This is a genomic window from Marivivens donghaensis, assembly GCF_011806565.1.
In the GTDB taxonomy this organism is placed as follows: domain Bacteria; phylum Pseudomonadota; class Alphaproteobacteria; order Rhodobacterales; family Rhodobacteraceae; genus Marivivens; species Marivivens donghaensis_A.
Map to the genome: position 1 here is coordinate 96,624 of NZ_JAATOP010000010.1, position 15,271 is coordinate 111,894.

The 15,271-nt window shown below is 62.1% G+C and carries 15 protein-coding genes, 1 pseudogene and 1 riboswitch; of the genes and pseudogenes, 12 read left to right on the forward strand and 4 right to left on the reverse strand.

The features are described from left to right. The first annotated feature begins 19 nt into the window (after positions 1-19). A complete protein-coding gene (locus HCZ30_RS13825; protein ID WP_167638887.1) occupies positions 20-916 on the forward strand; it encodes a LysR family transcriptional regulator in 897 nt (298 codons plus the stop codon). On the opposite strand, the gene HCZ30_RS13830 is transcribed toward HCZ30_RS13825, so the two are convergent. From HCZ30_RS13830 to HCZ30_RS13840, 3 genes are all read right to left on the reverse strand, one after another. Beyond that, the gene (locus HCZ30_RS13830) at positions 913-1,992 is read right to left on the reverse strand and encodes a hybrid-cluster NAD(P)-dependent oxidoreductase (protein ID WP_167638888.1); all 1,080 of its coding nucleotides are present in this window, start codon (positions 1,990-1,992) and stop codon (positions 913-915) included. The genes HCZ30_RS13825 and HCZ30_RS13830 overlap by 4 nt on opposite strands. Then, entirely contained in the window at positions 1,989-3,224 is a 1,236-nt protein-coding gene (locus HCZ30_RS13835; RefSeq protein ID WP_167638889.1) for an aromatic ring-hydroxylating oxygenase subunit alpha, read from the reverse strand. Before HCZ30_RS13835 ends, HCZ30_RS13830 begins: the two co-directional genes overlap by 4 nt. A gap of 111 nt (positions 3,225-3,335) precedes the next feature. Further along, positions 3,336-3,543: riboswitch (cobalamin riboswitch) on the reverse strand. A gap of 81 nt (positions 3,544-3,624) precedes the next feature. Further along, positions 3,625-4,533: a MurR/RpiR family transcriptional regulator gene (locus HCZ30_RS13840; RefSeq protein ID WP_432442769.1), complete on the reverse strand. Its 909-nt coding sequence runs from the start codon at positions 4,531-4,533 to the stop codon at positions 3,625-3,627. A gap of 108 nt (positions 4,534-4,641) precedes the next feature. On the opposite strand from HCZ30_RS13840, the gene HCZ30_RS13845 reads away from it, so the two are divergent. The 11 genes from HCZ30_RS13845 to HCZ30_RS13895 all read left to right on the forward strand — a co-directional run bounded on the left by HCZ30_RS13845 (position 4,642) and on the right by HCZ30_RS13895 (position 15,011). Beyond that, entirely contained in the window at positions 4,642-5,397 is a 756-nt protein-coding gene (locus HCZ30_RS13845) for an N-formylglutamate amidohydrolase (RefSeq protein ID WP_167638891.1), read from the forward strand. After that, positions 5,390-5,986 (forward strand): TRAP transporter small permease subunit, encoded by a 597-nt coding sequence (locus tag HCZ30_RS13850; RefSeq protein ID WP_167638892.1) that lies wholly within the window; start codon positions 5,390-5,392, stop codon positions 5,984-5,986. Before HCZ30_RS13845 ends, HCZ30_RS13850 begins: the two co-directional genes overlap by 8 nt. Further along, complete coding sequence (locus HCZ30_RS13855) at positions 5,986-7,308, forward strand: TRAP transporter large permease (RefSeq protein WP_167638893.1); 1,323 nt, start codon at positions 5,986-5,988, stop codon at positions 7,306-7,308. The genes HCZ30_RS13850 and HCZ30_RS13855 overlap by 1 nt, the downstream gene beginning before the upstream one ends. Positions 7,309-7,364: 56 nt before the next feature. Then, entirely contained in the window at positions 7,365-8,399 is a 1,035-nt protein-coding gene (locus HCZ30_RS13860) for a TRAP transporter substrate-binding protein (RefSeq protein WP_167638894.1), read from the forward strand. Positions 8,400-8,459: 60 nt separating this feature from the next. Beyond that, positions 8,460-9,812, forward strand: coding sequence for a glutamine synthetase family protein (locus HCZ30_RS13865; RefSeq protein ID WP_167638895.1), 1,353 nt, complete (start codon positions 8,460-8,462; stop codon positions 9,810-9,812). Between the two features lie 16 nt (positions 9,813-9,828). After that, positions 9,829-11,211, forward strand: a complete 1,383-nt coding sequence (locus HCZ30_RS13870) for an aldehyde dehydrogenase family protein (protein WP_167638896.1) — start codon at positions 9,829-9,831, stop codon at positions 11,209-11,211. Then, a complete protein-coding gene (locus HCZ30_RS13875; RefSeq protein ID WP_167638897.1) occupies positions 11,208-12,353 on the forward strand; it encodes an iron-containing alcohol dehydrogenase in 1,146 nt (381 codons plus the stop codon). Before HCZ30_RS13870 ends, HCZ30_RS13875 begins: the two co-directional genes overlap by 4 nt. A 406-nt stretch (positions 12,354-12,759) precedes the next feature. Next, entirely contained in the window at positions 12,760-13,410 is a 651-nt protein-coding gene (locus HCZ30_RS13880; RefSeq protein ID WP_167638898.1) for a MotA/TolQ/ExbB proton channel family protein, read from the forward strand. Between the two features lie 3 nt (positions 13,411-13,413). Beyond that, complete coding sequence (locus HCZ30_RS13885) at positions 13,414-13,788, forward strand: ExbD/TolR family protein (protein ID WP_167638899.1); 375 nt, start codon at positions 13,414-13,416, stop codon at positions 13,786-13,788. A 3-nt stretch (positions 13,789-13,791) separates the two neighbouring features. Continuing rightward, the gene (locus HCZ30_RS13890; RefSeq protein ID WP_167638900.1) at positions 13,792-14,184 is read left to right on the forward strand and encodes an ExbD/TolR family protein; all 393 of its coding nucleotides are present in this window, start codon (positions 13,792-13,794) and stop codon (positions 14,182-14,184) included. Continuing rightward, positions 14,181-15,011 (forward strand): energy transducer TonB, encoded by an 831-nt coding sequence (locus HCZ30_RS13895; protein ID WP_167638901.1) that lies wholly within the window; start codon positions 14,181-14,183, stop codon positions 15,009-15,011. Before HCZ30_RS13890 ends, HCZ30_RS13895 begins: the two co-directional genes overlap by 4 nt. Here HCZ30_RS13895 and HCZ30_RS13900 read toward each other — a convergent pair. Further along, positions 15,012-15,271: pseudogene (locus HCZ30_RS13900) on the reverse strand (multidrug ABC transporter ATP-binding protein); the annotation flags it as partial.

The following is a 15,271-nucleotide window of genomic DNA, read 5'->3' on the forward strand; positions in this document are numbered from 1 at the left end:
AATTCGGGAATGTCGGATAATGGACCGGATAGACGCCATGCGGATTTTCGTGCGGATCGTGGAGCGGCAGAGCTTTGCCCGCGCCGCCGAGGATCTGCGCCTGCCTGCCTCCACCGCGACGGATGCAGTCAAACGGCTGGAGCAACGGCTCGGCGTTCGCCTGCTGGAGCGCACCACGCGGCAAGTTCGCACCACGCTCGATGGTGAGGCGTACTATCAGCGCTGCCTGAATATCCTTGCAGAGATCGAAGAGGCAGAGGACGCGTTCAGCGGTGGTCAGCCGCGCGGCATCCTGCGGGTCAGCTCGCTCGGCTCGACCGTGCGGCAGCTCATCATGCCCACTTTGCCCGAGTTTCTCGAAAAGTACCCCGAGCTGAGCGTCCACTTCAACGAGGCCGATCGCTTTGTCGATCTGGTGCGCGAAGGCATCGACTGCGTGATCCGTGGCGGCAACCTCGGTGAAAGCGATCTGGTGGGGCGGCAGGTGGCTCTGCTGCCCGAAACGACGGTCGCGACGCCCGAATACTTCGCCCGCCACGGCACCCCCGAAAGCTGGGATAAACTGGACGGCCACCACATCGTCGGTTTCCATTCCAGCGCGCTCGGCGGGGTGATCCCGTTCGATTTCACGGTGGACGGCAAAAGCCGAGAGGTCACTTTGCCCGCCCGCGTGACGGTCGAAGGGGTGGAGACGATGCGCGCCGCAGCCCTCCGCGGCCTTGGCCTCGTCCAGTTGCCCCGTCCGTCGATCGCCAAGGAAATCGCGGAAGGGCGGCTGGTCGAAGTGCTCACCGACACGCCGCCATCGCCGACGCCGGTGCATATCCTGTACCCGCAGAACAGACAGCTGAACCTGCGGGTACGGGTGTTCGTGGATTGGGTCGTAGACTTATTCCGCGACGTCTCAATCCATTAGGCTTCGACCTCGACACGGCCGATGGGCTTGGAGCAGCAGGCCAGAATGTAGCCATCCTCCACGTCCTCGTCGGTGATACCGCCGTTGTGGACCATGTGCACCTGACCCGAGACCTTCTTGATCTTGCAAGTGCCGCAGACGCCAAAGGTACAGCCAGACGGGATGTTCAGGCCCGCCGCACGTGCGGTGGTGAGCAGCGTGTCGTTCTCGGTGCAGGTCTGCGTAACATCGGAGTGGGCAAACACCACCTCGGCGCTGACGGTCTCGTCGGGAATGACGTCATCTTCCATCGGCGCGACGTCGTCTTCCTCGGCAGGCTGGAAGCTTTCCTGATGGTAGCGTTCCATGTCGAAGCCAAGGCCCACGAGCGCCTCGCGCACCGAATGCATGAAGCTTTCGGGACCGCAGCAGAACACTTCGCGTTCCAGATAATCGGGCGTGATCTGGCTGAGCATCAGCTGGTTGAAACGGCCCTGATAGCCTGTCCACGGGCGGAACGGGTCGGTTTCCTTGACCACGAACTTCAGGTCGAGTTCGGGGAAACGGCTGGCCATATGTTCCAGGCGCTGGCGGAAGATGATCTCGGACGGGCGGCGGGCGCAGTTGATGAACATCACGTCCGCAGGGCGGCCGCTGTCGAACATCCATGTGGTCATCGACACCATCGGCGTGATGCCCGAACCGGCAGAGATAAAGAGGTACTTCTCCGACGGGTGGAAGTGGTTCGAGAACCGACCCGCAGGCCCCATCGCGGTGATCCGCATCCCCGGTTTCAGGTGATCCAGCATCCAGCGTGTGCCCATGCTGCCGTCCTGCGCCTTCACGGTGATCGTCAGCGTGATCGGGCGCGAGGGTGAGGAGGAGATGGTGTAGGTGCGATAAAGCGGCCCGCCCGGCACGGGCAGCTCCAACGTGACGAACTGACCCGGCACGTAGGAAAACAGCGCGCCCGAAGGTGCTTGGAAACAGAAGGTCGCGACGTTCGGCGCTTCGGGGATGACCGAGATACATTCGAGCGGCTCGGACGCGTCCCAGAACGTGACGGGCGTGGAGATGTTGGGCTGGTGGAGTGTCATTCTGCTGCTACCGCAAGGTCGGTGGTTTCATCGGAAAGGGTCGCGCAATACCAGTTCACGAACTGGTTCACGCCATCTTCGTGCGAGGCGGAGTAGGGACCGGGCTCGTAAGCGGGCGAGTTGATGCCCTGCTGGTTGTTCTCCACGACTTCGCGGTCTTCGTCGTTGGTGTGGGTCCAGACGTGGGTGAGCGTTTCGAGGTCGTAATCCACGCCCTCGACCGCATCCTTGTTCACGAGCCACGTCGTCTGCACTTCGGTCTGCTGCGGGCCGATCGGGGTCACGCGGAAGGTGATCGAGTGATCGGGCAGGAAGTGGTTCCACGTCGTCGGGTAGTGGAACATCAGCAGCGGGCCGGCATTGGCCACAGGCACGTTGCCGAGGAACTTCGACACCGCAGGCTTACCGTTCATCGTATAGCTGACCGCACCGTCGAGCAGCGGCATACGCGCCACGCGGTATTGGCCGTCATCCGACATGTGGAAGCGCGACGGGATACCTGCGGCTTCGTTCTGGCGGAAGTGGTTTTCGATCTTCTCGGGGAAGGAGCCATCAGCCGAAACGCCGGTGATGCTCGGGTCTTCGGGGTAGGTGCGGCACAGCGACGGGTGGTTGCCCGCGCAGTGGTAGCACTCGCGGTTGTTCTCCCACACGAGCTTCCAGTTGCCTTCCTCAATGATAGTCGACTGGAACGCGACCTTGGCGTTCGACAGATCGTGCGGCGCAAGGTAGGCGCCTGCCTTATTTGCAAAGGTGTCGAAGTCGGGCGCGTCCTCGGCGATGCAGATGAACACCAGGCCGTTGAGAACGCGGCAGTGGACAGGCTTCAGGCCGTGCTGGCGGGGATCGAACTCCGGTCCCATATCGCGGGCCCAAAGCAGTTTGCCGTCAAGGTCGTATGTCCACTGGTGATAGGGGCAGACCAGTTTCGCGACTTGGCCCGTCTTGCCCTTGCAGATGATCGAACCACGGTGACGGCAGGTGTTGTGGAACGCGCGGATTTCCTTGTCGGCACCGCGTACCACGGTGATCGAATAGCTTCCGATCTTCTGCGTGATGTAGCTGCCGGTCTTGGGCAGGGCGCAAGCGGGCGTGGCAAAGAGCCACTCGCGGGCAAAGATCTTTTCGATATCGAGATCGAAGATGCCCTGATCGTTATAGAAAGCCTGCGGCAGAGAATACCCCGGCTTGCGCTGGGCGATGAGTTCGCGTGCTGTCTGACTTGCGTCCATTTTGATCTCCGAAGCCTGTAACAAGGCCGAAATAGGTATGGGCAGACAGCAGGAGACAACCGGCACGCAGAGGAGTTGCGCGACGCTTCTCCGCCCCCACCGCCGCCCGCGGTTTGACGTAATTGTCCGGCTGGTTTCCGGGCTTGGACCTCAGAGTTGCAACGATGCCTTCCCGGGATGTCTCCTCCTCCCAGTGGCGTAATATCGTTACAATACAGTTCCTTACCGTTGCGGGGGCAGCGCCGGAATTACACCGGCTTCCCAATTATCGACCCCGCAATTGGCATAGCGAGACCGCACCTGACTTGAGGCTACCCTAGAAGAAGAGTGCTTCGAATCTGGTTCAATTCCGACTCTCGGATTGCAAAATGAGACGAAGGCGTCGCTGCGGTGCAGCTTTTTACGGTTTGCGGAACAGGCGGGCGGCTTCGAACACCTCGTCGAGTCTGTCGAAGCGGTCCTTGGTGCGCGGCCAGTTCTCTTCCTGCACCGCGCCGATCAGCGTCTCCAGCAGCATCATCGTGGACACGTTGGAGTCCCACGCCGAAGGGATCTCTACCCAACACTGGAACACGTAGTCCGCCACGCTCGCCACGGGAGAGGCCCACTGGTCGGTAATCAGGATCACCGTCAGTTCGCGTTCCTTGGCCAGTTCCGCAAGGCGCAGAAGGTTGGTCTCGTATCTGCGGATGTCGAACATCAACAGCGTGTCGCCCTTTTTCATGTCGAGCACATAGTGCGGCCATGTCGCGGAAGAGCTGGTCATATGGGTGACGCGCTCGCGGATCGCCTGGAAGTGGGTAAAGGCGTATTCCGCCAAGGCGCGGGTAATGCGGCCGCCCACGATATAGAGACGCCCAGAGGTGTCGGCCATCTCCTTGGCCGCTTCGTCGAACTTGTCGTGGTCGATGTTGGACAGCGTCTGGCTGAGGTTCCGCGTTACCGCCTGCGAGAAACGGTTGAGAAGATGGCTCTCCGGCGCTTCGGTCGCCCAGTTGGCGCGGCGCTGCGTGGGGCCTTGGACCTTGGCCTGTAGTTCAGACAGCAACGCCTGATGGAACTGGGGGAAGCCCTTGAAGCCCAGCTTGCCGACGGTCCGCGCCACGGTAGGCGTAGACACGCCCGCGTTCTGAGCCACCACGGTAATAGAGGCGATGCCCGCCGCCGGATAATTCTCCAGCAGGTGATTTGCGAACTTCTTTTCGGCGGTCGTCAGCACGCCGTACTGTTCGCGGATCAATTCGCGGACCGTGGTGTTCTGCTGTGTCAACGCAGCCCCCGTTTTTTCCAGTGCTCCGAATTTAGGCATGACGCTGCGGAAATGGAAAGGCGTCAAAGTCTACCAAAGTGCCAACGGAAAAATATTGACAGAATTACGAAGGCGTGGAAACAATTTTACAAAAGCTCAGGGACACCAATGCGCAATCAAAGCGAAACCACGCAGGATACGGCAGTCATCGTCGAAAACCCCATGGGGCAGGGCGGTGCGCTGATTCTGTGCGAGCACGCTTCGAACCATATCCCCGAACATCTGGATGGCTTGGGGCTAACCGAGACCGACCGCGTGAGCCACGCCGCTTGGGACCCCGGTGCGCTGCCAGTTGCCCGAATGTTGAGCACTGCGCTGGATGCGCCGCTCGTTGCCTCGGGGATTTCGCGGCTCGTCTACGACTGTAACCGTCCGCCCGAAGCGCTGAGCGCCATGCCCGAGAAATCCGAGGTGATCGAAGTGCCGGGGAACCGTGCGCTGAATCAGGCCGAGAGGGACGCCCGCACCAAGGCGTATTACGAACCCTTCGTTGAGGCTGTCGGCAACATGACAGAGGCCGCGCAGCCCAAAGCGATCATCACGATGCACACCTTCACGCCTGTCTACTACGGCGAGCCCCGTAAGACGGAGATCGGTATCCTCCACGACGCCGATACCCGCCTCGCGGATGCGATGCTGGCGGTGAAAACAGATCATCTTGTCGAGCGGAACCAGCCCTATGGCCCCGATGACGGGGTGACGCACTCGCTTCGTCTCCACGGGGTAGAGAAGGGCATCGCCAACGTGATGATCGAGGTCCGCAACGACCTTCTGAAAACCGAAGCGCAGCAGACCGCGATGGCAGAGACGCTCCTGCACATGCTGCGCCCCGCACTGGAACAACTGGAGGCACATGATGCCTAAAGTCATCAGGGGATACGTCCGTTTCGTGGACGCCATGAACCGCATCATCGGCCGCTTTGCCATGTACGGCATCTTCGCGCTGGTCGGCGTGCTGCTGTGGTCGTCGATCTCCAAGACGTTCTTCACGCCGTCCCTGTGGACGCTGGAGACCGCGCAATTCATCATGGTCGCCTATTACATCCTCGGCGGCCCATATTCGATCCAGATGGGTTCGAACGTGCGGATGGACCTGTTCTACGGCGGTTGGACCCCGAAACAGAAAGCGTGGATGGACGGCTTCACCGTGTTCTTCCTGCTCTTCTACCTTGGCGTTCTGCTCTACGGCGCGCTGGGCTCGCTGGCGTATTCCATCGGTTATTTCGGGATGGAGCCGCTCGTTTTCTACAAAGACCTTATCGTCAGCTTCTTCACCGGTGGCCCCGACGCCGCGGTCGAACAGATGGGATACCTCGAACGCAGCTCAACCGCGTGGCGTCCGTACATCTGGCCGATCAAGCTGACCCTCGCGCTGGGCGTCTTCCTGATGATCCTGCAAGTCCTTGCCGAATTCTTCCGTGATATCGGCCGTATCCGCGGAGTCGAACTCTGATGTCACATGAAATGATAGCTCTTCTGATGTTCAGCGGCATGATGCTGATGCTCTTTACGGGGCAGCGCGTCTTCGGCGCCATCGGATTTATCGGCGCTATTGCCGGTCTGCTCCTCTGGGGGACCGGAGGCGTGGACGTTCCGTTCTCGGCTGCGATGAAGCTGATGAAGTGGTATCCGATGCTCACGCTACCGATGTTCATCTTCATGGGCTACGTGCTGTCGGAATCCAAAATTGCCGACGACCTCTACAAGATGTTCCACGTCTGGATGGGGCCTGTGCGCGGCGGTCTGGCCATTGGCACCATCGGACTGATGGTCCTGATTTCTGCCATGAACGGTCTGTCGGTCGCGGGTATGGCCATTGGTGCCACCATCGCGCTCCCCGAACTGCTCAAGCGGAACTACGACAAGATCATGGTGACGGGGGTGATCCAAGCGGGGTCATCACTCGGCATCCTCGTGCCGCCCTCGGTCGTTCTGGTGCTCTATGCGATGATCGCCCGCCAGCCCGTCGGCCAGCTGTGGCTTGCGGGCGTGGTGCCGGGCCTGATGATGGCGGCGCTGTTCATCATCTACATCTACATCCGTTGCCGCATTAATCCCTCGCTGGGTCCGGTACTTCCCGAGGACGAACGTCAGGTCTCCCGCGCCGAAAAGCTCCGTTTGCTGCGCGCTGGTCTCCTGCCGCTGGTGATCTTCGCGACGATGATGGTGCCGTTCGTCAACGGCTGGACCTCGCTCGTCGAAAGCTCCGCCATCGGCGCGATGGCTGCCTTTGTCGCCGCCGTCATCAAGGGCCGCATGACCAAGGAGGTGTTCGAGACCTCCGTTCGTCAGACGCTCGGCATCTCGTGCATGTTCATGTTCATCATCCTTGCAGCATTGGGCTTCGGTGCGATATTCGACGGCCTCGGTGCTGTCCGCGCGATCGAGAACCTCTTCACCGAGCAGATGCACCTCAGCCCGTGGATGATCCTGATCCTCATGCAGCTCAGCTTCATCATCATGGGCACGTTCCTTGATGATACGGCGATGCTGGTGATCGTGGCGCCGCTCTATGTCCCGCTCGTGGACGCGCTGGGCTTCAACCTGATCTGGTACGGCGTGCTATACACGATCACGACCCAGATCGCCTATATGACGCCGCCCTTCGGCTATAACCTCTTCCTCATGCGCGCGATGGCACCGCCGGAAATCGGCCTGCGTGACATCTACCGCTCCATTATTCCGTTCGTCTTCCTGATGGTGCTGGCACTGGCTCTTGTGATGATCTTCCCCGACATCGCGATGTGGCTGCCGGACCTCGTTTACGGAAACTGATCATAACAGAGCCTGTGCCAAGCGGGCCGCCCCACCCACCAACAAGGAGTACTACCATGACGACAAGACGTAAGTTCCTTCAGACGGCTGGTGTCGGCGCAGTTGCCGCCCCCCTTGCTGCTCCCGCGATCGCCCAGTCGACGATCACGTGGCGTATGCAGACCTACGCCGGTCCCGCACTGGCAGAGCATGTGGTCAAACCGGCCATCGACATGTTCAACAAGATCGCCGGCGACCGGATGCAGATCGAACTGTATTTCGCCGACCAGCTGGTCCCGACGGGCGAGCTGTTCCGCGCGATGCAGCGCGGCACCATTGACGCTGTGCAGTCGGATGACGACTCGATGGCATCCCCGACCGAAGTCACCGTGTTCGGCGGCTACTTCCCGTTCGCCTCGCGCTACTCGCTCGACGTGCCGGTGCTGTTCAACCAGTACGGCCTGAACGAGATCTGGGACGAGGAATACTCCAAGGTCGGCGTAAAGCACATCTCCGCAGGTTCGTGGGACCCGTGCCACTTTGCCACCAAGGAACCGATCAACAGCCTCGCCGACCTTCAGGGCAAGCGCGTGTTCACGTTCCCGACCGCTGGCCGCTTCATGTCGCAGTTCGGCGTCGTGCCTGTGACCATTCCGTGGGAAGATGTCGAGGTTGCCATGCAGACCGGCGAACTTGACGGCATCGCATGGTCGGGCATCACCGAAGACTACACCGTGGGTTGGGCCGATGTGACCAACTACTTCCTGACCAACAACATCTCGGGCGCTTGGGCGGGTTCGTTCTTTGCCAACCAGAGCCGTTGGAACGAACTGCCCGAAGACCTCCAGACGCTGTTCCGCGTCTGCTGTGACCAGTCGCACTACTATCGTCAGTGGTGGTACTGGGGCGGCGAAGCCTCGCTGCGCGTCGACGGCACGAAGATGCAGCTCACCACGATCCCGGATGCGGAATGGGCGACGGTCGAAGCGAAGGCCATGGAGTTCTGGGACGAAATCGCTCAGGAGTCCGAAGTGAAGGCACGGGTCGTTTCGATCATCAAGAAGTACAACGAAGACATGATGAAAGCCGGTCGTCCGTACCGCTACAGCTAAGTCTGACTGCCCCGCCGGTGATAGCGCCGGCGGGGCGCCACAATACCGGAGGTTCCCGCAATGCTCTCTTTCGACGAGCTGAAATCACAGGTCGCATCGGGCGCGATCGACACCGTTCTGGCCTGCATCGTGGACATGCAGGGCCGTCTGATGGGCAAGCGGTTCCACGCACAGCACTTCGTGAACAGCGCATGGGAGGAAACCCATTGCTGTAACTACCTGCTGGCGACGGACCTCGAAATGTCCACGCCCGAAGGTTTTGCCGCGACCTCGTGGCAGAGCGGTTACGGCGACTACGTGATGAAGCCGGACCTGTCGACCATCCGCCCCGTGCCGTGGCTCGAAGGCACCGCAATGGTCATCTGCGACGTCATCGACCACCACACCCACGAAGAAGTCCCGCACTCGCCGCGCGCCATGCTGAAAAAGCAGGTGAAGCGGCTCGAAGCGCTCGGCTACACTGCCATGATGGCGACCGAGCTGGAGTTCTTCCTCTTTGCCAAGAGCTTTGACGAAGTGCGCCGCAGCGGGTTCCGCGATCTCGAACCGATCTCGGCCTACAACGAAGATTACCACATCTTCCAGACCACCAAAGAAGAGGGCGTGATGCGCCCGATCCGCAACCACCTCTATGCCGCAGGTATTCCGGTCGAGAACACCAAGGGCGAGGCGGAAGCAGGTCAGGAAGAGCTGAACATCAAATACGCCGACGCGATGAGCACGGCCGAATACCACACCATCGCCAAGCATGCGGTGAAGGAAATTGCGTGGCAGAACGGTCATGCGGCCAGCTTTATGGCCAAATACCGCGCTGACCGTGTAGGCTCGTCCAGCCACGTCCACCAGTCGCTCTGGCAGGACGGCAGCAACGCGTTCCACGATCCCGCCGACAAACGCGGCATGTCGGCAATCATGAAGTCCTACATGGCGGGCCTGATGAAATACGCGCCCGACTACACGTATTTCCTCGCGCCCTACATCAACAGCTACAAGCGTTTCCAGCGCGGCACATTTGCCCCGACCCGTATCATCTGGTCGGTCGATAACCGCACCGCCGGCTTCCGCCTCTGCGGCGAGAATTCCAAGGGCGTGCGCGTGGAATGCCGTATCGGCGGCTCGGACCTGAACCCGTATCTGGCCATGGCCGTGCAGCTTGCCGCAGGTATCGCAGGTATCGAAGAGGGGCTGACGCTTGAAGCGCCGTTCACCGGTGACGCCTACGAGGCTGAGGTTGGCGAAATCCCTGCCACCCTGCGCGATGCGCGCGTGACGCTGATGAAATCCGAGATGCTCCGCGAAGCCTTCGGCGACTGGACGATTGACCATTACGCCCGCGCAGCAGAAGTAGAAATCCAAGATTTCGACGCCGCCGTGACCGACTACGAGGTCGCGCGTGGTTTCGAACGTTCCTAAATTCCAAGAGGACACCATGACAGGGCAACTGAAGTGTATTTCGCCCATTGACGGCTCCGTTTTCGCGACCCGCGAAACGCTCTCCAAGGACGATGCGTTCGCCGCCGCCAAACGCGCGCGTGATGCACAGACCGCATGGGCCGCGCGCCCGCTGACAGAGCGTATCGAACTGGTGCTGGCCGGTGTCGCAGCCGTCGGCGCGATGAACGACGAGATCGTGCCGGAACTGGCGCACATGATGGGCCGTCCGACCCGCTACGGCGGTGAATTCGGCGGCTTCAACGAGCGCGCCAGCTACATGGCAGAGATCGCCGAAAGCAGCCTCGCCGATATCGAGGTGGGCGAGGACGCGACCTTCAAGCGTTACATCAAGCGCGTCCCGCACGGCGTCGTCTTCGTCGTCGCGCCGTGGAACTACCCCTACATGACCGCCATCAACACGGTCGCGCCCGCTCTGATCGCGGGGAACACCGTGGTGCTGAAGCACGCGACCCAGACCCTGCTGGTCGGTGAGCGTATGGCCAAGGCATTCCACTCCGCCGGCGTGCCCGAGGACGTATTCATCAACGTCTTCCTCGACCACGACACCACCAACGACCTGATCGCCGGCAATGCGTTCGATTTCGTCAACTTCACCGGCTCGGTCGGTGGCGGCAAGGCGATGGAGCAGGCGGCGGCAGGCACCTTCACCGGCGTTGGGCTGGAGCTTGGCGGTAAAGATCCGGGCTACGTCATGGAGGACGCCGATCTCGACGCGGCCGTCGCAACGCTCGTCGATGCGGCGATGTTCAACTCGGGCCAGTGCTGCTGCGGCATCGAACGCATCTACGTCCACGAAAGCCTCTTTGACGCCTTCGTCGAAAAGGCTGTGGAGACTGTGAACGGCTACAAACTCGGCAGCCCGCTCGACGCCGACACCACCATCGGCCCGATGGCCAACGTCCGCTTCGCCAAGGAAGTCCGCGAACAGATCGCAGAGGCCGTCGCAGCGGGTGCCAAGACCCACATCGACACCTTTGCCGAAGACGATGGCGCCGCCTACCTGACGCCGCAGATCCTCACCAACGTGTCCCACGACATGCGCGTGATGAAAGAAGAAAGCTTCGGCCCCGTTGTCGGCATCATGCCCGTCAAGAGCGATGAAGAAGCCATCGCGCTGATGAACGACAGCGAATACGGCCTGACGGTCTCGCTTTGGACGCAGGACGTGGACCGCGCGATTGCCGTGGGCGATCAACTCGAAACCGGCACTGTGTTCATGAACCGCGCCGACTATCTCGATCCGGCGCTGTGCTGGACGGGCTGCAAGAACACGGGGCGGGGCGGCGGCCTTTCGGTGATCGGCTATCAGAACCTCACCCGTCCGAAATCCTACCATCTCAAGAAGGTGACGAAATGAAAATCGTAGGAAACTGGTCCTATCCGACCGCTGTGAAATTCGGCGCTGGCCGGATCAAGGAACTCCCCGCCGCGCTGGCGCAGGCCGGTATCACCCGCCCGCTGCTGGTCACCGACCGCGGTCTGGCCGATATGGCGATCACCCAGTCGACGCTGGATATCCTTGAGGAATCCGGCTTTGGCCGCGCGATCTTTGCCGACGTTGATCCGAACCCGACCGAAGTGAACCTCGCCAAGGGCGTCGAGGTCTACAAGGCCGGCGGTCATGACGGCGTCATTGCATTCGGCGGCGGCTCGGGCCTCGATCTGGGCAAAATGGTTGCCTTCATGGCGGGCCAGACCCGCCCGATCTGGGATTTTGAGGATGTGGGCGACTGGTGGACCCGCGCCGATGCGGACGCCATCGCGCCGATCATCGCAGTGCCGACCACGGCGGGCACTGGCTCCGAAGTGGGCCGCGCCTCGGTCATCACCAACAGCGTTACCCACGTCAAAAAGATCATTTTCCACCCGAAGGTTCTGCCGACCGTGGTCATTGCCGACCCCGAACTGACCATGGGAATGCCGAAGTTCATCACCGCAGGCACCGGCCTTGATGCCTTCGCGCACTGCGTCGAAGCGTTCTCCAGCCCGTTCTATCACCCGATGAGCCAAGGCATCGCGCTCGAAGGGATGCGCCTCGTGATCGAGAACCTGCCGAAAGCCTACAACGACGGCACCGACCTTGAAGCACGCTCGAACATGATGGCTGCCGCCGCCATGGGCGCTGTGGCGTTCCAGAAGGGCCTTGGCGCGATCCACGCGCTGTCGCACCCGATTGGTGCGGTGTTCAACACCCACCACGGCACCACGAACGCTGTCTGTATGCCTGCGGTTCTGGAACTGAACGCCTCGGCCATTGCCGACCGTTTCGACCGCGCGGCGAGCTACATCGGCGTGGACGGCGGTTTCGATGGCTTCCGCAGCTTCGTGCAGGACTTCAACGACAGCTTCGCCATTCCGCGCAAACTGTCCGAAATGGGCGCGTCGCTGGACAAGATCGACGAACTGGTGCCCGCCGCGCTCGCCGACCCGTCCTGCGGTGGCAACCCGATCGAACTGACCGAGTCGAACGTCCGCGCGCTTTTCGAAGCCGTCATTTAAGGCGTTCGTTGCATTTTCAGGCGCTCCGCTGCGGCGGGGCGTCTTTTTCGTGCCCGCCTAATGGGCAAACTGCAGCAAATTGGGCACACATCAGGTGACAGTTTGCAAATTGGGATAGTCGTAATCTCGGAAGAGATTTGCCGGTCTCGAAAAATATTGCATCTTGGAATCAAGATTGGCGTGGCGCTGATCCGAAACGAACCGGTTCTCGGCAAGTTTGAGAAAGCCGCCTGACCCTCTGCCTTCCTCCTCCTCCCGGCAGAGCGCGTCGGCGGCTTTTTTCGTTTTTCCCAATCTATTCCGCGACATCTGCAAAGTTGACTATTTTTATAGGTATTGGCTTTACGATTTTCGACGTCTGAGTTACTGACTAAATCACTCAAGTAATTCCAGCCCAGAGCCAGCCATGCCCCAGACCGTCGATTTCGCCGCCGCTTTTCGCCTGATCGTGGACGCCGGACCGTCGATCTGGGCGCTCACCGCGCTGAGCATCGTGGCCGTGGCGCTGATCCTCTGGAAGATCAGCCAACTGGTTCGCCTCGGCGCGTGGAACGGGGGCAGGGCGACGCAGACCGCGCTCCGCCGGATGGAGCAGGGCGACCGCGAGGCGGCCCGCAAATTGCTCCTCGGTCGCCGGACGCTGCGCGCGCGGATCGTGTCCTACGCCATGACCACGCGGCTCTTTGGCGGGCTGCCCGAAAGCGCCGCGCGAGAGGACACTGAACGCTTCGCCGCCGCTTACCTCGAACGCACCCGTGCCGGTCTGCGCCCCTTGGAGCTCGTCGTGACGATCGCGCCGCTCCTCGGTTTGCTTGGCACCGTCCTCGGCATGATCGACGCGTTCCAAGCGCTCCAAGACAGCGGCGCTTCCGCCGATCCCTCGGACCTCGCGGGCGGTATTTGGGAGGCGCTTCTGACCACGGCCTACGGCATGGCCATCGCGATCCCGGCCTCCATCGCGCTGACGTGGTTCGAGGGCATCGCAGACCGCCTCCGCCACGAAATCGAGGACGGTGCGACCCGCGTGTTCGTCTATGCCAGCAAGGCCGGCCTCTGATCCATGTTCGACTTCGCCCCTGTCCGCAAACGGCGCAGGATCAGCCTGACGCCCATGATCGACGTGGTGTTCCTGCTGCTGATCTTCTTCATGCTGGTGTCGCGTTTCGGCACCGACATGCACGTCGCGCTCGGCCTCGCGTCGGGCAGCGGCGACAGCTATTCCGGCCCGCCGCGACTGGTCACGGTGCTGCCCGAGGGTGTCGAACTCAACGGTATCGCGGTCGATGACATCGCGGCAGAGGTCGCGCCGCTGACCGAAAGCGCGGATGACATCATCGTTCTCAAAGCTGCCGAGGCGACCGATCTGGGCCGTGTGGTCGCCGTCATGGACGATCTGCGCGGGGCAGGCTTTTCACATCTGGTGCTGCTGGAGTAGCCGATGAAATTCGCCGTTACCCACCGCAAACAGCCGCTGGAAAGCGTGATACCGATGATCAACGTGGTGTTCCTGCTGTTGATCTTCTTCCTCATGAGCGCCCGGATGTCCCCGCCCGAACCGGTCGAGGTCACGCCGCCGCAATCCAGCGCCGATGACCCCGCCGATCTCGACGCCGTGCTGTATGTCGGGGCGGACGGTGTGGCGGCCTATCGGGACGCCCGCGATGCAGAGGCGCTGACCGCCTACGCCGCTGCGCTGTGCGGTGGGGACTGTGACGGAGCCGCTGCGACCTTGCGCGCGGACACTGGCGCGCCAGCGGTGAAGATCGCCGCGCTTCTGACGCAACTCGCGGGCCTCGGCATTGCGGACGTCGAACTGGTGACGCAGCCATGAAGCGCGCGTTGGAAACAGCCCTCTGGGGCGTGATCGCGATTGGCCTACACGCGGGGGCGGTGTCGCTGTTCCTGAGCGACGAAGGTGCGGCAGAGAGCGCCGGATCGGGCGGCGAGGCGCAGCTGTCGCTCGTTGCCGCGAGTGCCTCGGTCGCTGCGATGGTGGACGAATGGGAACGCCCGCCCGAGGTACAAACCGCGCCCGCGATGACCGCCCCGACAGCGCCCGCCATGCCGCAAATGCCCGCGATGACGGCTCCCGTGATGGACTCCCCGATGGCGCCCGCGATGCCCTCCGCACCTGCCTTGCCAATGGCTTCGCCCCAGCCGCCGCAGATCGACACGGCTCCGGCAGAGCGTCAGCCCGACCAGATGCCAGAGATCGCCGAGGGCGCCTTCACCCGGCCGCCCGTGCGGCCCGCTGATCTATCGCCTCCCGCTCCGAAACAGGAACCCGTGCAGGCCCAGACGGCATCGGGCAGTGGTGGGTCGACCAACGCGGGGCAGGCCCAAGCCCGCGCCGAGGCGCAAGCGGCAGAGGCGCGACGTCAGTCGCTCGTCATGCAATGGGGCGCGCAGGTCGCGGCTGCTGTGGAGCGGCGTAAGCGCTATCCGTCGGCAGCGCGCGGCGCGGCGGGTAGGGTGACGGTGCGGATCACGGTGGCCGCCAACGGCGGGCTGCAATCCATCGCTGTGGTCTCGTCTTCCGGCAACGAGGCGCTGGACCAAGCGGCCATCCGCGCCGCCCAGACCGCCCGTTATCCGCCAGCGCCAAGCGGGCTGCCGGATCCGAGCTACAGCTTCAATCTGCCGATCAGTTTCCAGTAATCAGGCGATGGTGGCGAGGCGGGCGAAGGCTCCTCCGCGCTCCTTCAGTTCATCGTGGCCGCCCTGTTCGATCACGCGGCCTTCCTCCAGCACGACGACTTTATCGGCGCTGCGGATGGTGGACAGGCGGTGCGCGATGACCAGCGTGGTGCGGTCCTTGGACAGCTCGGTCAGCGACGCCTGAATGGCACGCTCGGTCTGCGGATCGAGCGCCGAAGTCGCCTCGTCGAGGATCAGGATCGGTGGATTGCGCAGGAAGG